The sequence below is a fragment of the Streptomyces sp. TAA040 genome, from assembly GCF_000424845.1.
This window is the reverse complement of the sequence record NZ_AUKR01000022.1, coordinates 1-25,886: the sequence shown is the minus strand read 5'-3', so window position 1 is coordinate 25,886 and position 25,886 is coordinate 1. Positions and strand designations below refer to the sequence as shown.

Here is a 25,886-nt window from a genome sequence, read left to right as displayed (position 1 = left end):
CCTCCGCCGCCGCCCGTCCGCCCCCGTACCGCGCCACGGCCCGCGTGGCCGCGCGGCCGCCCCGTCCCACTGCGAGCAGGATGAACACCGTGAGCGAGAACAACGACAGCACGACCTGGTCCGGCACGTGGGTGTCCGAGCAGCTGGGGGTGGAGCTGACCGGCGAAGGCGTCCGGGACCTCCTCGGTCTGGCGCTGCGCCGCAACCCCCGCCGCGCCCACCTGCTGGTCTCCCAGGTGCTCGGCAAGCACGTGCCGCAGTGCCCCGACGTGGTCTATGGCACCGCCTTCGGGCTCGGTGACCGGGTGCGCGAGCTGCTGGGCGAGGTCGGAAGCGCCCGTGCCGTCGTCCTCGGCTACGCCGAGACCGCCACCGGTCTCGGGCAGTGCGTCGCCGACGGGCTGGGGGCGGCCCCCTACGTGCACTCCACTCGCCGTCCGGTCCCCGGTGTCGCTCCAGCGGGCGGATTCGAGGAGGAGCACTCCCACCACACCTCCCACCTGCTGCTGCCGCACGATCCCCGGATGCTCGCTGGTGACGGCCCGCTGGTCCTGGTGGACGACGAGTTCTCCACCGGCCGTACGCTGCGGAACACTCTCGCCTCCCTGCACCGCGCCCACCCTCGCCGGCACTACGTCGTGGTGGCCCTGGTGGACATGCGCGCGCCCGAGGACGTCTCGGGGCTGGACAAGTTCGCCGCCGACCTGGGAGCCAGGGTGGACGTCGTCGCCCTGGGCCGCGGTACCGTCGCGCTGCCCGCGGACGTGCTGGACCGCGCGGCCGTACTGCTGGAGCGGTACGGCCCCACCGGTGACGCCGCTCCCGGGGCCCCCGCCGCCCCGGCCCCCGCCCGAGCCGATACCTCCGAGGGAGAAGCCCCCGGTCCCGGCAGCGAGGGGGACGCCCCCGTCGGTGACGTGGTGCGGGCGGTGCTCGACTGGCCCACCGGGCTCCCGGTGGGCGGCCGCCACGGGTTCACCCCGGCGGACCGGCACCGCCTGGAGACCGCCCTTCCCGCGCTCGCCGGGCGGATCGCGTCGGAACTGCCGAGCGACCCGGCACGCGTGCTCGTGCTGGGGACCGAGGAGCTGATGTACGTTCCGCTGCGGCTGGCCGACGCCCTGACGGGCGCGGCCGACGCGGAGGTCCGCTTTTCCACGACCACCCGTTCGCCCGTGCTGCCGGTGGACGACCCCGGGTACGCCATCCGCACCCGGATCGTGTTCCCCGCGCACGACGACCCGGTGGACGGGCCGGGGACGAGGTACGCCTACAACGTCCAGGACGCAGGCGGGCCGGGCTACGACGCGATCGTCCTCGTCACGGACACCGCGGGCGACACCCCCGCGCTGCACGCCCCGGACGGGCTGCTCGCCCGCCTGGCCGCCCACACCCGCCGGGTGGTCCTCACTGTCCTCCCCGACCCCGTGCACCACTCCGCCCCCCGGCAGGCGGAACCGCTCCGCGGGTCGTCGCTGCCGAGTCCGCTCCGTGGACCGGCGTTTTCCTCCTACGCGCCGGACGACTGCGGCTGGCTCCTCCAGGACCTCTCCGCCGTCTCGCTGGAGGCGCCGACCGAGGAGCGCGAGGAGTCCATCCAGAGCGGCGGGGCGCACTACGCCGAGTCGCTGCCCATCGAGTACCAGCCGAGCCCGGAGTACCAGCAGCTCTTCCACGCCGCGCTGAAGGTCTCCGCCCGCCGTATCGCTCTCGCCGTGGGCACCGTCACCGAGACGGTTCTCGCCGAACGCCCGGGAGTCCGGCCGGTGCTCGCCTCGCTGGCACGGGCGGGCACTCCGGTCGGCGTGCTGATGCGCCGCTGGGCGCGGCACTCGCACGGGCTGGACCTGCCGCACTACGCCGTCTCCATCGTCCGGGGCCGGGGCATCGACACCACCGCGCTGCGCTGGCTCGCCGCCCACCACGACCCCGCCTCGGTGGTGTTCGTGGACGGCTGGACGGGCAAGGGAGCCATCACCCACGAACTCCGCGAGGCCCTCGTCGGCTTCCCCGGCTTCGACCCCTCGCTCGCGGTGCTGGCGGACCCGGGCGGCTGCGTCGCCACCTACGGCACCCGCGAGGACTTCCTGATCCCCTCCGCCTGCCTCAACTCGACCGTCTCCGGGCTGGTATCCCGCACCGTCCTGCGGCCGGACCTGGTCGGCCCGGACGACTTCCACGGCGCGAAGTTCTACCGCGAACTCGCCGACGCCGACCTCTCCCGGTACTTCCTGGACGAGGTCGAGACCCACTTCGCCGATGTCGTCACCGAGGTCCGGGAGGCCGCCCGCGACCTCGCCGGCGCCGACCGCATCCCCACCTGGGACGGCTGGCGGGCAGTGGAGCGGATCAGCGAGGAGTACGGCATCGGCGACGTCAACCTGATCAAGCCCGGTGTCGGCGAGACCACCCGGGTGCTCCTGCGCCGGGTTCCCTGGCGCATCCTGGCCCGCCGCGACGCGGGAGCCGACCTCGACCACGTCCGGCTGCTCGCCGAGCAGCGCGGGGTACCCGTCGAGGAGGTCGACGGGCTGCCGTACACCTGCGTCGGCCTCATCCATCCCCGTTACACGCGCGGCGCCACCGGTGCCGACGGAAAGGCCGCCCGGTGACCCCCACCCTCCCCGGCACTCCGACCAGCCCGGAGACCCCGGAGACCCCGGAGACCCGGGCCCACCGCGACATCGACCCGGCCGGCACGTCGCGTGGCCCGGCCACGGGCAGCACCATGGTCGCCAGCGATCTCGATCGGACGCTCATCTACTCGGCCGCCGCGCTGGCGCTGGACATGCCGGACGCCGAGGCCCCCCGACTGCTGTGCGTCGAGGTCTACCAGGCGAAACCGCTGTCCTACGTCACCGAGACCGCGGCCGGGTTGCTGGCCGAACTCGCCGCCCGCGCCGTCTTCGTCCCGACCACGACCCGTACTCGCGAGCAGTACGCGCGCATCCGACTGCCGGGCCCGGCGGCACGTTTCACGATCTGCGCGAACGGCGGCCACCTGCTGGTGGACGGCGAGTCCGACCCGGAGTGGCAGCGCACCGTGGCCGATCGGCTCGGGGCGGAGTGCGCTCCGCTCGCCGAGGTCCGCGAGCACCTGCGGGCCGCGGCGGATTCCTCCTGGCTGCTCAAGGAACGGGTCGCCGAGGACCTCTTCGCCTACCTCGTGGTGGACCGCTCCCTGCTGCCCGCGAACTGGGTGAAGGAACTCGCCGAGTGGGCCGGGCCGCTCGGCTGGCGGGTGTCCCTGCAGGGGCGCAAGGTGTACGCGGTTCCACAGCCGCTGACGAAGAGCGCGGCCGTCGCCGAGGTCGCTCGCCGGACGGGTGCCACCCGCGTCCTGGGGGCCGGCGACTCGCTGCTCGACGCCGACCTACTGCAGGCAGCCGACGGTGGCTGGCAGCCCGGCCACGGGGAGCTGGCCGAGACGGGCTGGACGGCCCCGCACATCGCCCGCTTGCCCGAGACGGGCGTGAGCGCCGGGGAGCGCATCCTGCGCGAGGCCCTGCGGGTCGTCGACTGAACACGAAGCCCCCGGCCGGAGCCCCCCTCGGCCGGAGCCGCCCTGCCGCCGCACCCGAGCGGCGGCAGGGCGGCAGGAGCGGCCGACCGGCCGTTCGGGGCCTCAGCCGCAGCAGCCGCCACCGCAGCAGCCGCCCCCACTGGAGGCGGGTGCGGGGGCGGCGGAGGGGGCGGCGCTGCCGCCGACCGCCACTGTGGAGAGCAGCTTCACGGTGTCCTCGTGTCCGCCGGGGCAGGTCGCGGGGGCGCTGGACCGGGCCATCGGGCGGGACAGCTCGAAGTCCGTCCCGCACTCGCGGCAGCGGTACTCGTATCTGGGCATGGGGGCAGGATAGCCACCCGGGCAGCCCTCGCTCACCTGCCGGCGGCGCGGGAGTCCCGGATGTCCTGCACGACCTGGGCGGTCGTCTGCTTGATCGCGTCCAACTCGGTCAGGAAACGCCAGTAGTCCGGGTGCCGCCCGCCGCTCTCCAGTTCGGCCAGCGCCTTCTCCAGACGCGCCACGGCGTCGTCCAGCGGCTGGGCGTGCCGGAGCTCCGGGGTGCTGCGACCGGCCATCGCCAGCCGCTGCGCGTCGCGGAGGGAGAACCGGACCCGCTCGGTCTCCTTCGCGTGGTCGAACGACACCTCGTTCAACCGCTGGAGCCGGTCCCCGGCGGCTGCCACCGCGTCGTCCGCGGTGTGCAGCAGCGCCCGCACCGAGGCGAGCAGCGCTGTCGCGTCCGCCCAGCGCTGTGCCTCCCGCGCCCGCTGCGCGTCGCGCACCTTCTCCTCGGCCTCCCGCGCGGCCGCGGCCGCCTGCTGCGGTACCTGCTGGAGGTCCTGCCAGCAATCCGCCGAGAAGCGCCGACGCAGCTCGCTCAGCACCGGTTCGACCTTCTCGGCCCGAGTCGCCAGGGCTTGCGCCCGGGTCCGCAGCGAGGCCAGCCTGCGGTCCAGCTCCGCGGCGCGCTCCGGCAGCCGGCGGGCCTCCTCACCGATCGTCTCGGCCTGCCGCTGCACCCGCTCGGCCCGGCGGATGGTCTCGCGTACGCCGTGCTGCCCCGCGCCCTCGTTCAGCTTGGTCAGTTCCGGACCCAGCTCGGCGAGCCTCGCGGCCAGATCGCCGGCCTTCAGGCCACCCGAGCGGATCTCGTCCAGCGCCTGGGTGGCGGCGAGCAGCGACTGCCGGGCGCGTCCCACCGCCGGAGCCACCTGCGCGAGCTGGTTCTCGGCGTGCTCCAGCAGCGAGCCGAGGCTCTGGCCGAAACGGTCGAGATCCCACCGGGCCTGGCCCAGTTGGCCCTTGACCCGGTTGAACTCCTGTAGCGCCCGGTTCGCGGCGCTCGCGTCCAGCCCCTCGCCGTCCAGGTCGTGGCCGTCGACCACCGCGATGTAGTCGTGGCTCACCTGGTCGATGCGCCGGCCGAACTTGGCGAAGTCGCCGACGGCCTTCCGCGCCGGGGGCGAGCGGTCGACCGCGCCGATGGCCTCGATCGAGACGCGCAGGTCGCGCTGTGCGGTGTCCAGCTCGTAGAAGGCGGCGGCGGCGGCGTCCTTGGCGGCCTGCGCATCGGCACGTACCGCCTCCGCGCGTCCACTGCCCCAGCCCCAGCGCCGCGCACCGCCCCCGCTCATCGCTGTCACGCAGTCCTCTCCGAGTTCCGTGGGTCCACCGGGCTCCATTGTCCCATCCGGCGTGCACGAACACACGGGTGCCGTTGCGGTACGCTGTCACGGCAATCGTGTCCCGGGCGCATAGCTCAGCGGTAGAGCGCTTGCCTTACAAGCAAGATGTCACAGGTTCGATCCCTGTTGCGCCCACCCCACAGCAGCCTGCTCCGAGGGCCGCAGCATTGCGGCGGCCCTCGGCGTGTTTCCGGCGCCGCGGCTTCCGCCTGCGGAAGACGCCCGTTCCGGACCGCCCGGCCCGAGCGTGCCCACCGATGCGGTCAGTCAGTGTTCGGCCGGCTCGACGGGTTCGGCGGGGCGGCGGCGGAGCACGAAGCCGGCGAGCGTGCCGGCCGCTGCCAGCGCGACCACCGACAGCGCCGCGCTGCCCCAGCTCACGCCGAAGAGCTGGCCACCGAAGTAGCCGACCGTGACGCCGTAGCCGGCCCAGGCCAACCCCGCCACCGCTGACCAGGCCACGAAGTCGGCCGGGCGGCGGTGCGCCGCCCCGGCGGCCAGGCTCATCACGGAGCGGCCGGCGGGCGCGAACCGGGCCAGCACCATCAGCGGTCCGCCCCGGGCGAGCGTCCTGCCCAGTCGGCGGTGGCTCTCGGCGACCCGTCGGGAGCGCTCCAGCCGCGCGGTGCACCGCGCGCCGCGTCGGGCCACGTGGTAGGCGGCGAGGTCCCCGAGAACCGAGGCGGTGGCGGCGCACAGCACGAGCAGAAAGGTCTCGGGGAGCGCGCTGCCGGCCGGTCGGACGGCCAGCTGCGACATGTCGGCGGCCGTGGTGCCCGCGGCGACGGTGGCGGCCGCTATCACCAGGACCCCGCTGGGGAGCAGGGGGACGAACACGTCGAGGATCACGGAAAGCGCGATGAGGGCGTAGATCCACGGTGCGTAGATCAGTGTTCCCAGCGTTTCCAGCACCTTGACTCCTCGCCCGGCCCCTGCGGCTCGGCTCCGCCGTCCAGCCTACGCCCGGCTCCCCCGCACGGGTTTTGCGGGGTTGTGTCGCGGACTTCACCCGGGAGCGGGGGTCACAGTGGCCCCCGTCCGGCGTGCCGCCGGGAGGACGAGGAAGCGGGAGAAGCAGCATGGCAGCAGCCTTCACCACCGCCGCGACGGCAGCGGTGCTCATGACAGTTCCGCTGAGCGCGGCTCAGGCCGCACCGCCGGGACACCCCGGCCAGGACGGCCGGGCCGTCGCGGCGGCGTCCGGGCGGAGCGTGGACGCCGAGCCGCTCCTGCCGGCGAGCGGGACGTTCGCCGCTCCCGGCCGCCACGGAGTGCCGCGCGCGGTCACCTACGACCGGTCGGTGGTCCCCGAGGGCGCCCGGGTCACGGTCGAGCAGCGGACCGGGGGCGGACGGACGGCAGTGCGCCTCGCGGTGCGCGGTGTCGAGCCGGAGCGCGCGTACGGCGCCCACGTGCACACCCGGCCGTGCGGCGCCGCGCCCGCGGACTCGGGGCCGCACTACCAGCACCGTGAGGACCCGCTCCAGCCCTCCACCGACCCGTCCTTCGCCAATCCGTACAACGAGGTGTGGCTCGACCTCACCACCGGGCCGGAGGGTGCAGGGGAGGCCACGGCGTGGCAGCAGTGGTCCTTCCGTGTGGGGGAGGCCCGGTCGGTGGTGCTCCACGAGCGGCCGACGCGCGCCGGCCACGGGGAGGCGGGCACGGCGGGAGGCCGCCTCGCCTGTTTCACCGTGCCTTTCGCCCCCGCATAGCGGTACGGGCGGTCACGCCGTGACGGGGCGCTCGCCGCCGCCCGCTCGTGCGGTGGCGGCCTGCTCCGGCACGTCCGCCGTGCATGCGGGTGCCGCTTCGGAGCCGGGGACGGCGGGAGAGGCGCCGCCTGCGGGGGACGGGACCCCGTGGCCACCGGTCGGGGCCGGGCGGCCGGGGGCGGCGGTCTCCCGGACGGCGCGCAGGGCCGCACGGGCGACGGTGTCGCTGTCCAGCAGCGTGACCGAGCCGACGCCGGGACGCGCTCCGGCGGCCGTCACCCAGCGCGCGCCCTCGGTGGGCACCCCGAGCGCGAACCGGCGCGGGTGCGCCCGGCCGGAGGCGTCGATCAGCCGTCCGGGGCCGGGGGTGACGTCGAGGCCACCGGTGCGGTAGCTGTCCACGAGGTGAGGACGGCAGCCGCCGGTCGCGTGCAGGTCGGCCAACAGCGGGTCGGCGGTGCGCAGCAGGTCGGGTTCGGGCAGCCGCGCCTCGATCAGGGCGGTCGCCGCGGCCTCGGAGCCGGGTACCTCGGGGGAGCGGGCGGTGAAGACCCCGGTCGGGTCGGCACGCACCTCCAGGGCGGGTCCGATCAGCCGCAGAACGCCGGCCTCGACGAGGGCGGCGAGTTCGGCGATGCGCTGCCGGGGCGGGCCGATCGAGAGGAAGGCGTTCAACGGGGTGTACCAGCGGTCCAGGTGGTCCCGCCGGGAGGTGCCGCCGAGGCCGCGGTGGTCGACTATCTGCCGCAACTCGTTGCGCAGGTCCCGCAGTACGTCCAGGGCGGCCTTGACCGGCCCGCGCAGGTTGCCCAGCCGGGCCTCCGCGACGTCCTCGTGCAGCCGCTCCAGGATCCAGTCGCGGTAGTCCGCCGGGGAGGCGAAGGTGCGGTCCGCCGTCGGACGGCCGAGGGCGCGCCAGTCCCAGCGCTGCTCCGCCGGGATGCCGAAGTCGTCCAGTACGGCCGCCTCCTCGGAGCTGCCGTGCGCGGCCCCCAGGAAGCGGTTGCGGAAGGCGCCCGCGGCGGACGCGTCCCGGGCGAACGCCTTCCGCAGGGCGGGGAGCGCCTCGTAGTGGACCGTTTCCACCTCCTTGGCCACCAGGGGCCAGACGTCGTCGAGGAAGTCCGGCGGGTCGCCGCAGTCGGCACGTTTGCGGAACTGCGCTATGACGTCCGGGGTGAGCAGCAGCGGGAGGTGGCGGCCGTGCGCGCCCTTGTGGTTGTCTCCGCGTGCGTGGTATGGCACACCGCGCCGGGACCCCGCCAGCAGCGCGGGTTCCCGGCCGGACGGCTCGTAGTGCAGCCGGCCGGCGGCGTCCCCGGTGAAGCGGCCGCCCCGGCAGGTGGTCAGCAGCGCCACGTGGTCGAAGAAGGTGAGGCCCAGACCGCGCAGCAGCACCGGGCGGTCTGAGGCGAGCGCGTCGAGGTGCTCGGTCAGGTCCGCGGGGTTCGCCGGTGGCAGGTACGTCAGCCCGTGCTCCTCGGCGTGCGCGGAGAGGCGGAGTTGGGACGCGTCGGGGGCCACCGCTAGATGGCCCTGGGCGAGGACGACCGCGGTGAGTCCGCACAGCGGCCTCTGCTCGGCCAGTCGCAGCGTCTGGGTGCCGTCGGCGGCCTCCGTCAGCCGCACGGCGCGATCCCGGTGCACCCGGACCGTCACCTCGGGCGGGGCGGTTCGGACGATCTCCTCGAAAACCCACTCCAGGTAGGCGCCGTACAGCGCGCGGGTCGGGTAGTCGTCGGGACCGAGGAGGCCCGGGTGCCGGCGCCGGCACCACGCGTACAGGCTCGGGCCCGGCCGTATCGGTCCCTCGCAGGGGACGCTGTCGTCGGTGAAGAGCGTCACCTGCGAGGCGACGGTGTTCATCAGGAGCTCTGGGGGCTGCCCGGTGCGCCACACCCGCCCGGCCCCCGGGGGCGAGGGGTCGACGAGGTGCACGACGAGCCGTCCGCCTGGCGGGGCCAACTCCCCCGCGGAGGCGCACAGTCGCTCCAGCACACTGGTGCCGCGGGGGCCCGCTCCCACGACGGCTACGGAACGGTCATGGAGTGCGGCCACCTGGTGACTCCCCTGGGTGCGGTGCGGTGCGGTGCTGTGCGGTGCGGTGCTGTGCGGTGCGGTCGGGGGCCATGATGCCGTGTGTCCGGAACATCCGACGGCCCGTCCGGAAGATCCGCCAACGCTGTGGGGCGGATCACGCACCGGACGGGCCGTGAGCGGTGGTTTTCGGTCAGCAACCGGCCAGAGTGTTGGTCAGTGCCGACTTCTCGGTGGAATCGAGTGTCATGTCGTAGTTGTTTTTGATCCATACCCAGGAGCGGGCGTAGGTGCAGCGGTAGGAGGCGCGCGGCATCCAGTCGGCCGGGTCCCGGTCGCCCTTGGAGCGGTTGGAACTCGCGGAGACGGCGATCAGCTGGGCCGCGCTCAGGTTGTTGGCGAAGGACCGCCGCTTGGCGTCCGACCAGCCCCGCGCACCGGACCGCCAGGCCTCCGCGAGCGGCACCATGTGGTCGATGTCCAGGTCCGAGGAGTCGGTGAAGGACGCGCCGTCGTACGCCGAGTGCCAGGTGCCGCTCACCGCGCGGCAGGCGCTGTCGGTTTGGACGTTGCTGCCGTCGCGCTGGAGGACGACCTCGCGGGTGTTGCAGTTGCCGCCCTGGCTCAGCCAGTGCGGGAACAGGTCCCGGTCGTAGCCGTCCATGGACGCCTCGGCGCTCACGGTCAGCCCGGCGAGCATGGTGCGGGCCTGGGATGCGGAGGGGGGTGCGGGCGGCGCGGCCTGGGCGGGCGCCGTCAGCAGGACGGAGCCGCCCAGCAGCCCGGCGAGTGCGGCTCCGACGGCGACCGGCCGCCGCGGGCGGGCCCGGACAGGGGAGGGGTGACGCGCGTAGAGACGAGTGAGTGCGATGCGTGCCCTGCCCATACGGACTCCCTGGGGTGTGGGGGTCGCAGCCGATCGAGGGGCTGCGGGGGACTGTCTGTTGTCTGCGGCGGGACTGCTGCCCGACGCATACTGTCCGCGCGGGGTTGCCGTTCCGCGGGCAGCAGGTAACAGCGTGGCGACATGCGCACGTCACATCAAGAGGGCGGGGCCCCTTTCTGCGTCCCGGCAGGGGCACCGGGGCCGGGGCGGACCGCCGACGGCGCACTCCGTCCGCCGTGGAGCGCGCAGCACAGCCCGTACGCCTGGCCCGGAGGGCAGCGGCCCGGCCAGGGGAGGGGGACGGGGCGATGCCGTAGGGTGGGCGGGTCTGAAGGGGAGTGGCTCCTCGCCGGAACGTCGACATACCGGGCGGCTCGTCCGCCCCGGCGCCCGGAGCACCACCGCAGGTGGTGCCGGCGAGACCTTCGGCCGCAGTGTCCTGGACGCTGTCGTGCCGAGGTGTGTCCGCAAACTCCCGTGGGCCGGTCGTCGCGGCCCGAACGAACGAGGAATCCCGTGCTCAGCATGACCGTCGTCGCCGTGGTGTTCGGCGTCGTCTTCCTGGCAGAACTGCCCGACAAGACCGCTCTGGCCGGCCTGGTGCTCGGCACCCGCTACCGCGCCTCCTACGTCTTCGTCGGAGTCGCCGCCGCCTTCACCGTGCACGTGCTGCTGGCGGTCGCCGCCGGGAGCGTGCTCGGGCTGCTGCCCCAGCGGCTGCTGGCCGCTGTCACCGGCCTGCTCTTCCTCGGTGGTGCCGCCGTCCTGCTCCGGCAGAAGGGGGAGGACGAGGACGACGAGGTGAAGGAGCCCGCCGACCAGTCGTTCTGGCGGGTGGCCGGCAGCGGCTTCGGTCTGATCATGGTGGCCGAGTTCGGCGACCTCACCCAGATCATGACGGCGAACCTGGCCGCCCGGTACGACGATCCGCTCTCCGTCGGGCTCGGTGCGGTGCTGGCGCTCTGGTCGGTGGCCGGTCTCGGCATCCTGGGCGGCCGCGCCCTGATGCGCCGGGTGCCACTGCGTCTGATCACCCGGATCGCCGCGGGTGTGATGTGCGTGCTCGGTGTCTGGAGCCTCGTCGAGGCGCTCAACGGCTGAGCCGAGGCGCTCAACGGCTGAACCGCCTCCGGCCCCGGCGGCCCGCCGGGACCGGAGGCCGCCGTCAGGGCAGGCGCAGCTCGATACGGCCGTCGGGGAGGGCGATGACCCGCAGGTCCTCCAGATTCTCCACGTGGACCGTCGGCGCGAAGGCCGCGGCGCGGTGGCCGACTCCCACGACCCGCATACCGGCCGCCGTGCCCGCGGCGATGCCCGCCTCGGAGTCCTCGAAGACGACACAGTCCTCCGGGGCGACGCCCAGCTCCGCGGCGCCCTTCAGGAAGCCCTCCGGGTCCGGCTTGCTCGCACTGACCGACTCCGCACTGATCCGGCGGGCGGGCATCGTCAGTCCCGCTGCCCGCATCCGGGCGTCGCTGAGAGCGACGTCCGCTGAGGTGACCAGGGCGTGCGGCAGCTGGATCAGCGAGGCGAGGAAGGCGGCGGCGCCCGGAACGGGGACGACGCCCTCGGTGTCGGCGGTCTCCCTGGCCAGCATCCACCGGTTGTCGGCGTAGTTCTCCTCCATCGGGCGGTCGGGGAGGACGATCGCCATCGTGGCGTAGCCCTGGCGGCCGTGCACGACCTTGAGCACCTCGTCGGCGTCCAGTCCGTGCTCGGCGGACCACTCGCGCCAGACCCGCTCGACCGAGGCGTCGGAGTTGAGCAGGGTGCCGTCCATGTCCAGCAGCAGCGCCCGAGCGGTCAGGGTGACGGGCGCCGGGGACGGGCGGCTGGCCGGGGCGGGGGGTGTGGTCTCTGCCATGGCTGGCGGCTCCAAGGTGGAAAGGACAGAAGCGGTTCCACCCACCGTGGGGACCCCGCCGTCGGACGCGGCACGGCATGCGGAACCAATTTGTTTTTCCACATTACAAAAAGAAGGGTCCCCGGCGCCATACTGCTCGGGGTGCGAACCGCACCGAACCGGACGCCCGGCCCCACCGCACCGCCTCGCTGCCCGGACCGTCCGCACCGCGGGGCTCAGCGCCGTCCGGTCCGCTCCTCCAGCACCCTGCGGGTGTTCGGCCCGTACTGGCCGGGCGGGTCGCCCTGCACGCCGTGGACGCTCTGGAAGCGGCTCACCGCGGACACCACGTTACGGTCGTACTCCCCGTGGAACGCGCCCTGGTACGAACGCGCCTGCCACAGCCGGTACTGCAACTCCAGCACCGGCGGACCGCTGTCACCCTCCCGGAGGGTCCGCTGACCCTGCCCGTCGCCCTGCCCGCCGTTGTCGTCCCCGTCCCCGCCGGTGTCCTCGCCGCGCTCGCCGTCGTCCCCGTCCCCGCGGCCCGCCTCCGGCTCGCCGTCCCGGGCGGGCGGCGCCTCCGGCTCGTTCGCCGCGCCCCCGTCCCCGTCGGGCGCGGCGGACGTCGGGGACGCGTTCTCGGTCGGTGCGTCCTCCGCCGCGGCGGAGGCACTGCTGCTGCCGGCCGATGGTTCGGCCGAGGAGGCGTCCGCCTCCGGCGCGGCGCCGCCGGACGAGGCCGACCCGGACGGGCTCGGAACTCTTTCCTCGGAAGCGGTGAGGCTCGGAGCCGGAGGGGTGAGGCCGCCGTCGGGCAGTGCCGACTCCGTGCCGCCCCCGGACATCAGGGCCCCGGTGAGTACCGCGCAGCCCGTCACCGCCAGCAGCGCACCGCCCACCGCCGCCCACCGGTCCACCGGCCTGCGGTGCCCGCTCCCGCCGAGGGCCACACGTTCGTTCGTACGCCGGTCCGGCTCCGGAGCGAACAGCGCGAGGTCCGCCGGATCCGGGCCCGGACCCGGGGACTCCGAGGGCTGCACGACGGCCTGGACCGCCGTGCACCGGCAGCCCTCCGGGCCGCCGCAATCCGGGCAGCCGCGGTTGCTCTCTGCTCCGTTCACTCTCCTGGGTCCCCTCCTCGAAAGAGCGTGCCACAGCGTAACGGACGGGTCGCGCCCCCTCGGACGGGTCGCGCCCCCTCGGACGGTTCCCGCCCGCCCACCGCCTCGCCGCCGCACCGGTCGCCCCACCATCCCGCGCCCGCGCCCGCGCCCGTGCCCGCGCCCGCCCCGCGCGGCGGGGCGCCGATGGCCGAATCCGACAGGACGCGGCCCTTCCCGGGGCGCACCATGGGGAGATGACGCACGCGCCGACGGCCGAGCCGGGGACCGGTCAGCCCCGGCGTCACCTGTACCTGGCGATGGGCGCCCTCCTGATGGGCATGCTGCTCGCCGCGCTCGACCAGACGATCGTCTCCACCGCCCTGCCCACCATCGTCAGCGACCTCGGCGGGCTCGACCACCTGTCCTGGGTCGTCACCGCGTACCTGCTCGCCGCGACCGCCGCCACCCCGCTCTGGGGCAAACTCGGCGACCAGTACGGCCGGAAGAAGCTCTTCCAGAGCGCCATCGTCATCTTCCTGATCGGCTCCGCGCTCTGCGGGCTGTCCCAGAACATGGGGGAGCTGATCGCCTTCCGGGCGGTGCAGGGACTCGGCGGCGGCGGACTGATGGTGCTGTCCATGGCGATCGTCGGCGACCTCGTGCCGCCCCGCGAACGCGGCCGCTACCAGGGCCTCTTCGGCGCGGTCTTCGGCACCACGAGCGTGCTCGGGCCGCTCCTCGGCGGGGTCTTCACCGACCAACTGAGCTGGCGGTGGGTCTTCTACATCAACCTGCCGCTCGGCGCCGCCGCGCTGGCCGTCGTCGCCGCCGTGCTGCACATCCCGCGCCACCGCGAGAAGCACCGGATCGACTACCTCGGCACCGCGCTGATCGCCTCGGCGGCGATCAGCGTCGTCCTGGTGACCTCCCTCGGCGGCACCACCTGGGACTGGGACTCCGGGCAGCTCATCGGGGTCGGCCTGCTGGGCGCGGCGGCCCTCGCAGGCTTCGTCGCAGTGGAGCGCACCGCGGCCGAACCCGTCCTGCCGCTGCGCCTCTTCCGCAACCGGACCTTCGCCATCTGCTCGGTGATCGGCTTCGTCATCGGCTTCGCCATGTTCGGCTCGATGACGTACCTGCCCACCTTCCTCCAGGTGGTGCACGGCATCTCGCCCACGCTCTCCGGCGTCCACATGCTGCCGATGGTGCTCGGCATCCTCACCACCTCGACGCTCTCCGGGCAGTTGATCAGCCGCACCGGCCGGTGGAAGGTCTTCCCGGTGGTGGGCACCGCGGTGATCGTGACCGGACTCCTGCTGCTGCACGACCTCGACCAGCGCAGCAGCGACCTGCGCATGAGCCTGGCCTTCCTCGTCTTCGTCTTCGGCCTCGGCCTCGTGATGCAGGTCCTGGTGCTCGTCGTCCAGAACGCCGTCGGCTACCGGGACCTGGGCGTGGCCACCTCCGGAGCCACGTTCTTCCGCTCCATCGGAGCCTCGGTCGGGGTGTCCGTCTTCGGGACGATCTTCGCCAACCGGCTCGCGCCGCGCCTCGACGACGCGCTGGAGGGCCGCGCCCTGCCTCCCGGAGTCACCGCGGACTCGCTCGCGGAGGACCCGCGCGCGGTGTCCGAACTCGGACCGGACACCCGTACCGACGCCCTGGCCGCCTACTCCGACTCGATCACCGACGTCTTCCTGTGGGCCGCCCCCGCGGCGTTCCTCGCCTTCGTCCTCGCCTGGTTCCTGAAGGAGACCCCGCTGCGGGCGAGTGTGCAGGCCCCCGACAGCAGCGAGACGCTGGCCGCCAACCCCGTGCACCGCTCCTCCCGGGACGAACTGCTCCGCGCCCTGACCGTGCTCAGCAGCAGAGAGGGGCAGCGCGACCTGTACGCCCGGCTGACCCGGGCGGCGGGACTGGACCTGCGCCCGGCCGCCGGCTGGCTGCTCCTGCGCATGCACCGGCACGGGTCCGTCGAACCGGCCCTGCTGGCAGACCGGGTGGGCATCGACCGCGCGATCGTCGCCGCCGGGGCGCGGCAGGTCGAGGAACGCGGTCTGGCCTACCGCGAGGGTCTGCCGATGATGCTCACCGCCACCGGCCACGACGCCGCCTCCCGGCTGGCCGTGGCACGGGAGAACGCGCTCGCCGAACTGCTCGGCGACTGGTGGGGCCCGGACCGTCCACGCGACCTGATCGCACTCGTCCACGAACTCTCCGCCGAACTCGGCGGTGGCGACGGTGAGTCGCCCCGGCAGGACCCGGACCACGTCTGAGCGGCGGCCCGGCGCCGTCGAACGGGCAGCGGCAGGGCGGGCGTTCTCCGGCGGGCAACGGCCTGCCGGGCAACGGTTCGGGGCGGCACTCCGCAACGGTTCGGGAGCGGTCCCGGCAGATCCGGCAATACGGGCTTGACCGGGGGTCGTCAGCTGGCGATCATTCGTGATATGCGCCTCCCCCCACGCGCCGCTGCGTTGTTGTCCGGCGGCATGCTGGCGCTGGTGCTGGCCCCCCAGGCCGGCGCTGCCGCCCCCGCCTGCGCGGACCGCCTCGGTACCGCGCGCTCCTACAGCGAGTTCGTCGAGCACGACGCGGTACGCGGCTCCGGCAGCGGAGGAGCCGTCGCCGTCGGCGGCGACGCGGACTTCACCGACGGCTTCAGCGTGGGCGGCCGCGTCCCGAAGAACGCTCCCGTCCCGGGAGGTGACACCCTCGTCGTCGGGGGCGTCCTGCACAACGGCGCCGCCGGGAGCGACGCGTTCACCGTCCTGGAGCGCGGCACGGCCGTCTACGGCGAACTGCGCGGCCGTACCCCGGTACTGCGCTCGGGAGACACCACCGAGGGTGCGGTACCGATCGACTTCGCGGCGCAGTTCGCGCAGTTGCGCGCCCTCGCCGCCGAACTCGCGGACCTCCCCGCCCACGGCGAGACCACCTCCACCACCGAGGACGGAACGGTGGTCACCATCTTCGCCGGAACCTACGCCGACCTGAACGTCTTCCCGGTGAGCGCGGAGCGGCTGGCCGCAGCGGAGCGGATCGTCCTCGACATCCCCGAGGGCGCCACCGCGCTGGTCAACGTCAGCGGGGACGCGTACGACATGTCGTCCGCCGGCACCTCGCGCATCAGCGGCCCCGAAGGGCTGGCCGGCCGGCTGCTGTGGAACTTCCCCGAGGCCGAACTGGTCGTGAAGCAGCAGGGCACCACCTGGCCGGGCACGGTCCTCGCGCCCGCCGCCGAGGTCCGCCTCGGCATCGGCGGCTCGGTGGACGGCACGGTGATCGCCCGCACCCTTTCCGGGAGCGAAGTCGAGACGCGGCACGAGGCGTTCACCGGCTGCCTCACCGTCACGGACACCACGCGCGCGCCGCAGCACGAGCCGAACGGAGCGACCGGGAGCGGCGACCTCGCCGAGACCGGCCCCGGCCAACTCCGCGCCCTGCTCTCCGGCGCCACCGGCGCGCTGCTCGCGGGCGCCGGACTGTACACGGCTGCCTTCTTCCGCTCGCGAGGCCGACGCCCCTCCGGGGGGTGACCTCGGAGGGCCCGGCGCGGGCGCGGTGCCGCCGTGCGCCGGAGCCGCGGGTAAGGCGCGGTCACCGCCCGCACGGCGTCAGTGCGGGCCGTTGCCGCCCAACACGCCCCGCAGCGGGCGGATACGGGGCGAGGCGGGGTGACGAGGGCCGTTCCGTGCCGGCGGCGCGCGGTGTTCCCGCAGTTCACCGCCGTGCCTCGGCGCGGGTCGGGTGGCGAAGTGCGGAGTCTCCCACTCCGGTTCCACCCGCCCGCGCATCGTGATCAATCCGTGACGATCCGTACTGGCCTATACCGGATATGACCTGTTGTCAGCAGTGTTAGCGCTCCGTGAGGATGCTCGGTGATCTTGGCATCACGACGGAGGGCATTGCGGTGCGGAAGCGAAGAACGAGGCGGTTGGCCATGATCGCCGCCGCCGGGCTGACAGTGGCGTGGTGTGCCCTGCCGCTCGGACCGCTGGGGGCGCGACCGCCGCGCAGGCGGCCGCGGGCTGCCAGGCAGGAACGGAGTCCGACTTCGACGGCGACGGTGTCACCGACGTCGCGGTCGCCGACCCCGAGGCGACGGTCGACGGGCAGGAGCGGGCCGGGCTGGTGGACATCGTGTACGGGGACGGCAAGGGCACCGCGGAGATATCGCAGGCCCTCGACGTCATACCCGGCGCCCCGGAGGCGGGCGACCGCTACGGGCACGCGCTCGCCGTCCACGACGCCAACCAGGACGGATGCAGCGACCTGGTCGTCGGTATTCCGTACGAGGCACTCGGCGACGTTCCCGAAGCGGGGCTCGTCCAGGTGATCCACGGTTCGCCCGACGGGCTGGGCCAGGGGCCGGCCGCCAAGCAGTACCGTCAGGGCGCCGGTACCGGAAGCATGGCGGGCTCCGCCGCCGAGGCCGGGGACTGGATGGGCTTCTCGCTCGCGGCCGGACACACCGCGTCCGGTGAACCGTTCCTTCTGATCGGCGTCCCGGGTGAGGACCTCGGCTCCATCCACGATGCCGGTTCCTCCCACTACGTCCGCGGCTCGCACAACATCGCCGTCCACCAGGACAAGCCCGGGGTGTCCGGAGTGGTGGAGCAGGACGACCGCCTCGGCTACGCCGTCGCCGCGTCGCCCAGGCATCTCGCCCTCGGCGTACCGGGAGAGGCCATCGGCACCGAGACCTTCTCCGGCGCCGTCGAGGTGATGAGCCACACCGTCAACTCCGACGACGTCCCCACGCCGCTCGCCGGCATCGACCAGGACACTCCCGGCGTCAACGGCCTCGCCGAGGCGGGCGACGAGTTCGGCGCCGCCCTGGAGATGGTGCCCTTCCGGACCGACAACACCTCCTCGCCCACCCATTCACTGCTGGCGATCGGTTCACCCGGTGAGGACACCTCCACGGGAGAGGACGCGGGCCGGGTCGTGGTCATCGAGGTGAAGGCGGCCGGAACGATCCTCCAGACCGCCGACATCCACCAGGCGTACTCCGGAGTGCACGGAGTCGGCGAGGACGGCGACTACTTCGGCCGCCACCTGGCCGCCGTGAACACCGCGCCGTCGTCCGTGGGCCGTCCCGACACCATGCTGCTGGCCGTCGGCATCCCCGGCAAGGACGGCGGCGACGGGGTGCGCGACGCGGGCGCCGTGCACGTCTTCCCGCTGGTGGGAGAGGCCGGTGCGAGCGACGTCTGGCTGAGCAAGGGCATCACCGGACTGCCCGGCGAGCCCGGCAACCAGGAGTACCTGGGCACCAGCCTGCACGCCACCGCCCAGGAGCTGTACGTGGCCGTGCCCTACGGCCCGCAGGCCGACCACGGCGTCCACCGGCTGCCGTGGGGCAACGTCGTGGCCGACGGCACCGACCCGGTCACCGCGCACCGGCCCGGAGCCGACGGGCTGCCCGCCGACCGGACGGCCTTCGGGGCGGTGGTGCGCTGATGCGCGGTATCCGCAGACCTCTCACGGACAGGCGACGACGCCAGGCAGAACGGGGAAGCACCACCGTGTCCGCACGACCGCGCCGCACTGCGGCATCGCGCACCGCGGCCGTCGCGGCCGTCGCGCTCGGAGTGCTGGCGACGCTGGTCGCCGCGCCCGATCCGCACCTGCCCACCGAGCCGCTGGCCCAGGCGGATCCGGCGACCGACCCGGTCCGCCGGGCCGAGGACCGGGCGCAGCGGACCGCCGAGCAGGACGGCGAGCGGGTGGAGGTCACCGCACTCCGCCAGGAGCGGCGGGAGGTCTTCGCCAACCCGGACGGCTCGTTCACCGCCGTCGAGTACGCCGAGCCGGTGCGCACGGTCCGCGACGGCGCCTGGGTGAAGGTCGACGACACCCTGGCGAAGCGCTCCAACGGCAACTACTCGCCCAAGGCGGCCACCGTCGAGCTGGAGTTCTCCGCCGGTGGCGACGGGCCGTTCGCCCGGATGCGCAAGGCGGGCCGCGAGTTCGCGCTCAGCTGGCCGGGCGGTGCGCTTCCGGAACCGACCGTCGAGGGCAACAGGGCCACCTACCCGGACGTGCTGCCCGGAGTGGACCTCGTGGCCCGCGCCGAGGTGGACGGGCTCGGCCACCTGCTCGTGGTCAGGACACCGGAGGCCGCGCAGAACGAGGCCCTGGACCGCGTCGAGATCGGCGTCCGGACCGACGGCCTCACCATGGGCGAGACCGAGGACGGAGCGCTGCGCGCCACCGACACGGAGGTCGGAGGCACCGTCTTCGAAGCCGCGCCGCCGGTGATGTGGGACTCCGCCGCCATGACCGAGGGCCCACCGGCCGACGACTCCGGCAGCACCGCCCAGCCCACCGGGGTGCGCCCGGCGGCCCACCGGAACGGACCGGTCGCCGAGGAGCGGGACGCCGGGAACAGGCGGTCCGCCGAGCGGGCCGACCTGGAGGGCCCGAGCGGCGGCGGCCGCACCTTCCCGGTGGAGATGGAGGTGGATGCGGACTCCGTCACGCTGCTCCCCGACCAGCAGGTGCTGGACGCGGAGGACACCGTTTTCCCGGTCGTCATCGACCCGATCCAGAAGACCACCTCGCGCACGGCGTGGACCTCCGTGATGTCCGGCAAGCCGACCGCGAAGGACTGGAAGTACTCCGGCAGCGCCGGGATGGGCCGCTGCCCGACCGACTACAACCCGGTCTCCTGCAACGGCGTCGGCAAGCGGCGGCTGCTCTACACGATGCCGATGTCCTTTTACAAGAACAAGCAGATCCTGGGCGCCACGCTCTCCGCCCGCCTCAACCACGTGTACTGGGCCGACGCCAAGGCGGAGCCGGTCCGGCTCTACCGGATCGGAGGCAAGAACTACACCGTCACCTCGTCCAGCAACTGGAGCAACACCAAGGACGACTGGGACGACTACCTGATGACGGTGGACCGGAAGATCTCCCCGACGTCCTGCTCCAGCCAGGCCAACCTGCACTTCGAGGGCGGCGAACTCACCAGCGAGGTGCGGTCCGCGGCGAACGGCGGCTGGTCGTCGCTGTCGCTCGGGCTGCGCGCCGAGGACGAGAGCCGCTTCGGCGAGTGGAAGCGCGTCTGCGGCAACACCTATCTCTCGGTCAGCTACAACAACCCGCCCGAGCAGGTCGACCACCGGCTGATGTCGTCCAACCCGGGCGGCACGTGCGTGTGGCGCGAGGACCGCCCCTACACGGAGAAGCCGCCGGTCATCCGCGCCGAGGCATGTGAAGTCCTTTCAGGGACGACTGCTGAGTCGGCGCATACCACGCCGACTCCTCGGGTCGCTCGTGCTCGGCCTGTGCATGGTGGTCACCACCGGCACGGTGCAGGCCGCACCGATCGACCTGAAGACCGAGAGAGAGCGCCCCGAGGTCCAGGGGCAGAGCGAACCGGCCGAAGGGCGCAAGGCCACGACAGCCCCGCGTCCGGCCGACCCGGCCGCGAAGGCGGCCGTCAAGACGCTCGGCAAGACGTCCTGGCCCGACGCGGACACCAAGTCCCTCGCCGTTCCCGAGTCGGCCGGCAAGGCCACGAAGGTCGGCGGCGTCCCCGTCAAGGTCAGCAAGGCCGACGCACCGGCGGCGAAGAAGAAGGCCCCGGCGAACTCCCGGGCTGAGGCTGCGGCGGCGACCCCGGCCACGGTCGACGTGATCTCGCTCGACCACGGCCGCGCGAAGCAACTGGGCAGCGCCGCACTGCTGAAGGTGCAGCGCACGGACGGCTCCGAGCAGCCCGGCCGGGTCAAGCTCTCCGTCGACTACACGAAGTTCGCCGAGGCGTTCGGCGGCGACTACGCCGGACGTCTGCAACTCGTCGAACTCCCGGCATGCGCCACCCACGCCGACCCCGGCAGCAAGAAGTGCCGGGAACTCCCCAAGCCGCTCCGCTCGGTCAACGACCGCGCCAGCGGCACGCTGACCGCGGACGTCGAGGCGCTGCCCGCGAAGTCCGGCGTCTCCACTCAGGCGGGCCAGGCGACCCCGCTGCTCGCCGTCACCGCGGGGGACTCCTCCGAGCAGGGCGACTACAAGGCCACCCCGCTCTCCCCCTCGTCGAGCTGGTCGATGGCCGGTGCTTCCGGAGGCTTCTCGTGGAGCTACCCGTTCCGCACAGTCCCGACCCCCGGCGGACTGACTCCCACCCTGGGGCTCAGCTACTCCTCGCAGGCCGTCGACGGCCGCACGGCCGCGACGAACAACCAGGGGAGCTGGGTCGGTGAGGGCTTCTCCTACGAGCCCGGCTACATCGAGCGCCGCTACAAGCCCTGCGCCGACGACGGGCACAAGAGCTCGGCGGAGCAGTGCTGGGCGTTCGAGAACGCCACGCTCATGCTGGACGGTGCCTCCGGTGAACTGCTGAAGGACGACGACACCGGAAAGTGGCACGTCACCGGCGAGAGCGGCGCCAAGATCGAGAAGCTCACCGGCGCCACCAACGGTGACAACGACGGTGAGCACTGGAAGGTGACCACCACCGACGGCACCGAGTACTCCTTCGGCCTCAACCGCCGCCCGGGCTGGACGTCCGGCAAGGCCGAGACCGACTCCACGTGGACCGTCCCCGTCTTCGGCGACGACAAGGGCGAGCCCTGCTACGACGACACGTTCAGCAAGTCACACTGCCGGCAGGCGTGGCGCTGGAACCTGGACTACGTCAAGGACAGCCGCGGCAACGTGATGTCGTACGTGTACGGCAAGGAGACCAACCACTACGCGCTGAACGGCAAGACCGACGTCGACGGCACCGCGTACACCCGCGGCGGGTACCTCAAGCGCGTCGAGTACGGCCAGCGCGACGGCGAGGTGTTCGAGGAGGCCGCCCCGGCCCGGGTCGTCTTCCACACCGCCGAGCGGTGCCTGCCGACGTCCGACTTCGACTGCGACCCGGCCGATTTCAAGGACTCCAACGCCCGGCACTGGCCGGACACCCCGGTCGACCGCTACTGCAAGGCCGGCACCGAGTGCGAGGCCGGCCAGTCCGCCGCCACCTTCTGGACCCGCAAGCGGCTGACGGGCATCACCACCCAGATGCGGTCCGGCGCCGACAGCTGGACCGACGTCGACGCCTGGAAGTTCACCCACCTCTTCACCGACAACGGTGACGACTCCAAGACCCTGTGGCTGTCGGAGATCGACCACGAGGGCAAGGTCGGCGGAAGCGCCAAGCTGCCCTCGCTGGAACTCCAGGGCACGCAACTGGTCAACCGGGTCGACAAGGACGGCGACAACATCGCCCCCTTCCACCGGTTCCGCCTCGCTGCCGTCCTCACCGAGACCGGCTCGCAGCTCGACGTCAACTACGCGCCGACGCAGTGCAAGGCCGACGCGCTGCCCGAACCGGGCGAGCAGACCAAGCGCTGCTACCCGGTGAAGTGGACTCCGCCCGGCAGCATCGACCCGGTCACCGACTGGTTCCACAAGTACGTCGTCGCCGAGATCATCGAGACCGACCGCACCGGCGGCGGCGAGGACCTCGTCACCCGGTACGACTACCAGGGGCCCGCCGGCTGGCGGCACGCCGAGCCCGACGGCATCACCGACGAGGAGAACCTCACCTGGGACCAGTGGCAGGGCTACGGCAAGGTCACGGTCACCAGCGGCAACGGCGAGACCATGCCGAACCGCGTCGACCACACCTACCTTCAGGGCCTGCACGGCGACAAGAAGCCCGGCGGCGGCAGCCGCACTGAGAAGGTGACCGACTCCACCGGAAAGACCTACACCGGTCACCAGGACTACACCGGGTTCGAGCTGGAGTCGCGGACCTACGACGGCTCCGAGGTCATCGCCAAGGTGATCAACGAGCCGTGGAAGCACGACACCGCCACCCAGACGAAGCCGTGGAAGACCACGAAGGCCACGCTCGTCCGGACCGAGTCGACCCGCGGCTACCGGCGGCTGTCCGACGGCGGCTGGCGCACCACCGAATCCGTGTCGACCTACGACACCGGTGCCGGCAACAACGGACGGGTGCTCAGGACCGACGACCTCGGCGACACCTCCACCGCGGCCGACGACACCTGCACCCGCCTGTGGTACGCCGACAACCCCGCCAAGCACCTCTACGAACTGCCCTCCCGCAGTGAGAAGGTCTCCGTCAGGTGCTCGGCCACGCCGGACCGCAGCACCCAGGTCCTCGCCGACGAGCGCACCGGCTACGACGGCGGCGACTTCGGTGACACGCCCACCAGGGGCGAGGCCACCACGACCGAGCGGCTGACCGAACACGACGGCAGCGAGGGCACCTACCAGCTCACCGGCACCACGGCCTACGACACCTTCGGCCGCGCGACCTCGCAGACCGACGCCGACGGCGCAGAGACCACCACCGACTACACCGACGTCAACGGCCTGATCTCGCAGACCGAGGTCACCAACGCACTCGGGCACGTCACCACCACCGACTACGCACCCGCCTGGGGCCAGTCGACCGGCCAGACCGACCCCAACGGCGTGCGCACCGACCTCGCCTACGACCCCCTGGGACGGCTGGCCTCGGTCTGGATGCCGGAACGGAGGAAGGGTCAGACTCCGAGCTTCAAGTACTCCTACGACATCCGCCGGGACGAACCGGTCGTGATCAAGACCGAGAAGGTCGAGATCAGCGGTTCCTACGGCGTGGAGTACCAGTTCTTCGACGGCATGCTGAGACCCCGGCAGAAGCAGACCGAGGGGCCGGACGGCAGCCGCATGGTCGCCGACTCGTTCTACGACGGCACGGGCAACATCAAGCAGACCAACTCCACGTACAACGCGACCGGCGCTCCCTCGGACGAGCTGCTGATCGTGAGCGACGGGGAGGTGGGCGCACAGTCCAGGACGGAGTACGACGGCCTCGGTCGCCCCACTGCGGAGATCTTCGCCGTCGCCGGCGAGGAGCAGTGGCGCACCACCACCGAGTACGACGGCGACCGCACCCACGTCGACCCGCCCCAGGGGGGCGTGCCGACCACCACCCTGACCGACGCCGACGGCCAGACCACCGAGCTGCGCCACTGGCACGGCGCCGCACCCGACCCGGACGGCTCCGCCGGCCCCGGCAACGGCTACGACGCCACCACGTACGCGTACACGCCCGCCGGTTCGCTCTCCAAGGTGACCGACGCCCAGGGCAACGCCTGGCGCTACGAGTACGACCAGCTCGGGCGCAAGGTCAAGAGCATCGACCCGGACGCCGGAACGTCCACCACCGTGTACGACGCGCTGGACCGGCCGGTCTCCACGACGGACGCCCGCGGCGAGAAGACCTCCACCGTCTACGACAAGCTCGGCCGCACCCTGAGCACCTGGGGGGGAGAGCCGGAAACCGGCACCCAGCTCACGGAGACCCGCTACGACCGGGCCGGCTGGCTCGGCAAGGCATGGGCCTCGCTGCGCTACGTCAATGGCGGCGACGAGTACTTCGCGACCGTCATTCAGTCGATGGACGAGATGTACCGGCCGCTCAAGACGGCGTACTCGGTTCCGGACTCCGAGGACGAACTGGCCGGCGTCTACGTCTTCACCAACACCTACAACCGGGACGGCAGCCAGCAAGGCATGGGAATGCCGGCTGCCGGCGGGCTGAGCACCGAGTCGGTCGTCTTCAGCTACGACGACCTCCAGCGCCCCACCTCCATTCGGGGCAAGGCGAATTACGCCTCGGCCCGGTACTCCAACACCAGCCAGCTCCAGCAGCTGTCCCTCTCCACCGGTGACGGACAGCGGCTGTGGCAGACCTTCGAGTACGAGAAGGGGACCGACCGCCTCGCCCGTGCGGTGGTCGACCTGTCCTCACAGACCGAGACGTTGAAGGAGTCCCACTACTCCTACGACCAGGCCGGCAACGTCCTGTCGGTCTCCGACACCGCGGCCACCGGCGAGGCGGACACCCAGTGCTTCGCCTACGACACCGGCCAGCGGCTCGCAGAGGCGTGGACACCGCAGGCCACCGTGGAGCAGGCCACCGGGCACGGCACGGTCGGCGGCACGCTGGACGGCTCGCGTCCCACCGCCTGCGAGGCGGCACCGGGCACCGAGGCGCTCGGCGGCCCGGCGCCCTACTGGAAGTCGTACACCACGGACGCCATCGGCAACCGGACCAAGGAGGTCGTGCACGACACCGGACTCGACGCCTCGAAGGACGCCACCCGCACCTTCACCTACGGTGAGGGAGCGGCCGGCCCGCACGCGGTGACCAAGGTCGTCGAGGAGACGGCCGACGTCAACAGCCAGTCCACGTACGCCTACGACGCCACCGGCAACACCACCGAGCGGGTCATCGGCGGCAACGAGCAGCAGCTGAAGTGGGACTCCCAGGGCAAGCTGGAGGAGTCGACCGAGGCCGACGGCACCAAGGCGACCTACGTCTACGACGCCGGCGGCAACCGGGTCCTGCGCCGCGACGCGAGCGCGACCACCATCTACCTGCCCGGGATGGAGCTACGCCAGGCGAAGGGCTCCAGCAAGGTCGAAGCCACCCGCTACTACTCGTTCGCGGGAAAGACCGTCGCCGTCCGCACGGACGACAACAAGGTCGCCCTGCTCGCGTCCGACCACCACGGCACGGGTGAACTCGCCGTCGATTCGGCCACCGGAGCGGTGTCGCAGCGGCGCTCGGATCCCTACGGACTCGAACGCGGTGAGGCGACGGGTGAGTGGCCCGGCGAGAAGGGCTTCGTCGGCGGCACGATCGACGAACAGACCGGTCTCGTCCATATCGGGGCACGCGAGTACGATCCCGGGCTGGGCAAGTTCATCTCCGTAGACCCGCTCATCGACTACACCAGCCCGCAGCAGATCAACGGCTACGCCTACGCCAACAACAGCCCCGTCACACTGTCGGACCCGACCGGCCTGGCCCAGGGCTTCGGCGTAGTCGGATGACGTCCGGTTGCTGACGTCTTACCGGGTTGGGTGGGGTCCGGTACGAAGCAGGCACGGACGTCCGTGATCATGGAGTTCTCTGCGCTCTGTGATCCTGGGAAGCCCGTGCCTGCCGACGCATCATCTCTGATATCGCCCGCGTTTGACCAGCTCAGCCCTCATCCTCCGGCTCTGGGCCGGGACGTGCCCGGCCTGCTGGAGCGGCTGGCGGCGGTCCCGGATCCACGCGATCCGCGAGGAGTACGCCATCC

General features: G+C 72.8%; 16 protein-coding genes and 1 tRNA gene. 10 read left to right on the top strand and 7 right to left on the bottom strand.

Going from position 1 to position 25,886, the window contains the following annotated elements; translation table 11 throughout:
• Positions 1–89: 89 nt before the first annotated feature.
• Together H300_RS0117665 and H300_RS0117660 are read left to right on the top strand one after the other, a co-directional pair.
• Positions 90–2,612 carry a phosphoribosyltransferase domain-containing protein gene (locus H300_RS0117665; RefSeq protein ID WP_028428495.1) on the top strand — a complete coding sequence of 841 codons (2,523 nt, stop codon included), beginning with the start codon at positions 90–92 and terminating at the stop codon, positions 2,610–2,612.
• Between the two features lie 116 nt (positions 2,613–2,728).
• The gene (locus H300_RS0117660; RefSeq protein ID WP_028428494.1) at positions 2,729–3,523 is read left to right on the top strand and encodes a hypothetical protein; all 795 of its coding nucleotides are present in this window, start codon (positions 2,729–2,731) and stop codon (positions 3,521–3,523) included.
• 102 nt (positions 3,524–3,625) lie between these two features.
• On the opposite strand, the gene H300_RS0117655 is transcribed toward H300_RS0117660, so the two are convergent.
• Both H300_RS0117655 and H300_RS0117650 read right to left on the bottom strand, forming a co-directional pair.
• Entirely contained in the window at positions 3,626–3,844 is a 219-nt protein-coding gene (locus H300_RS0117655; protein WP_028428493.1) for an FmdB family zinc ribbon protein, read from the bottom strand.
• Between the two features lie 32 nt (positions 3,845–3,876).
• Positions 3,877–5,139 (bottom strand): coiled-coil domain-containing protein, encoded by a 1,263-nt coding sequence (locus H300_RS0117650; RefSeq protein ID WP_199779207.1) that lies wholly within the window; start codon positions 5,137–5,139, stop codon positions 3,877–3,879.
• Between the two features lie 114 nt (positions 5,140–5,253).
• Here H300_RS0117650 and H300_RS0117645 point away from each other — a divergent pair.
• Positions 5,254–5,325 (top strand) — tRNA-Val (locus H300_RS0117645).
• A gap of 132 nt (positions 5,326–5,457) precedes the next feature.
• On the opposite strand, the gene H300_RS0117640 is transcribed toward H300_RS0117645, so the two are convergent.
• Positions 5,458–6,102, bottom strand: a complete 645-nt coding sequence (locus H300_RS0117640) for a VTT domain-containing protein (protein ID WP_028428491.1) — start codon at positions 6,100–6,102, stop codon at positions 5,458–5,460.
• Positions 6,103–6,269: 167 nt separating this feature from the next.
• Between H300_RS0117640 and H300_RS0117635 the strand changes: the two genes are divergently transcribed.
• Positions 6,270–6,905 (top strand): superoxide dismutase family protein, encoded by a 636-nt coding sequence (locus H300_RS0117635; RefSeq protein WP_078516103.1) that lies wholly within the window; start codon positions 6,270–6,272, stop codon positions 6,903–6,905.
• A 12-nt stretch (positions 6,906–6,917) separates the two neighbouring features.
• On the opposite strand, the gene H300_RS27530 is transcribed toward H300_RS0117635, so the two are convergent.
• A complete protein-coding gene (locus tag H300_RS27530; RefSeq protein WP_078516102.1) occupies positions 6,918–8,963 on the bottom strand; it encodes an FAD/NAD(P)-binding protein in 2,046 nt (681 codons plus the stop codon).
• A gap of 172 nt (positions 8,964–9,135) precedes the next feature.
• Entirely contained in the window at positions 9,136–9,828 is a 693-nt protein-coding gene (locus H300_RS0117625) for an HNH endonuclease family protein (RefSeq protein WP_078516101.1), read from the bottom strand.
• Positions 9,829–10,344: 516 nt separating this feature from the next.
• Here H300_RS0117625 and H300_RS0117620 point away from each other — a divergent pair.
• The gene (locus tag H300_RS0117620) at positions 10,345–10,929 is read left to right on the top strand and encodes a TMEM165/GDT1 family protein (RefSeq protein WP_028428488.1); all 585 of its coding nucleotides are present in this window, start codon (positions 10,345–10,347) and stop codon (positions 10,927–10,929) included.
• 64 nt (positions 10,930–10,993) lie between these two features.
• On the opposite strand, the gene H300_RS0117615 is transcribed toward H300_RS0117620, so the two are convergent.
• Positions 10,994–11,692 carry an HAD-IA family hydrolase gene (locus tag H300_RS0117615; RefSeq protein ID WP_051270153.1) on the bottom strand — a complete coding sequence of 233 codons (699 nt, stop codon included), beginning with the start codon at positions 11,690–11,692 and terminating at the stop codon, positions 10,994–10,996.
• Positions 11,693–11,907: 215 nt separating this feature from the next.
• Positions 11,908–12,795 carry a peptidoglycan-binding domain-containing protein gene (locus tag H300_RS29385; RefSeq protein ID WP_028428486.1) on the bottom strand — a complete coding sequence of 296 codons (888 nt, stop codon included), beginning with the start codon at positions 12,793–12,795 and terminating at the stop codon, positions 11,908–11,910.
• 236 nt (positions 12,796–13,031) lie between these two features.
• Between H300_RS29385 and H300_RS27515 the strand changes: the two genes are divergently transcribed.
• From H300_RS27515 to H300_RS27500, 5 genes are all read left to right on the top strand, one after another.
• Positions 13,032–15,053 (top strand): MFS transporter, encoded by a 2,022-nt coding sequence (locus H300_RS27515; RefSeq protein WP_051270152.1) that lies wholly within the window; start codon positions 13,032–13,034, stop codon positions 15,051–15,053.
• Positions 15,054–15,224: 171 nt separating this feature from the next.
• A complete protein-coding gene (locus H300_RS27510) occupies positions 15,225–16,313 on the top strand; it encodes a choice-of-anchor A family protein (protein WP_078516100.1) in 1,089 nt (362 codons plus the stop codon).
• A gap of 436 nt (positions 16,314–16,749) precedes the next feature.
• The gene (locus tag H300_RS27505) at positions 16,750–18,240 is read left to right on the top strand and encodes an FG-GAP repeat domain-containing protein (protein WP_199779204.1); all 1,491 of its coding nucleotides are present in this window, start codon (positions 16,750–16,752) and stop codon (positions 18,238–18,240) included.
• A 65-nt stretch (positions 18,241–18,305) separates the two neighbouring features.
• Complete coding sequence (locus H300_RS32530) at positions 18,306–20,387, top strand: hypothetical protein (protein ID WP_028428485.1); 2,082 nt, start codon at positions 18,306–18,308, stop codon at positions 20,385–20,387.
• 31 nt (positions 20,388–20,418) lie between these two features.
• Entirely contained in the window at positions 20,419–25,635 is a 5,217-nt protein-coding gene (locus H300_RS27500; RefSeq protein ID WP_486583924.1) for an RHS repeat domain-containing protein, read from the top strand.
• Positions 25,636–25,886 lie beyond the last annotated feature (251 nt).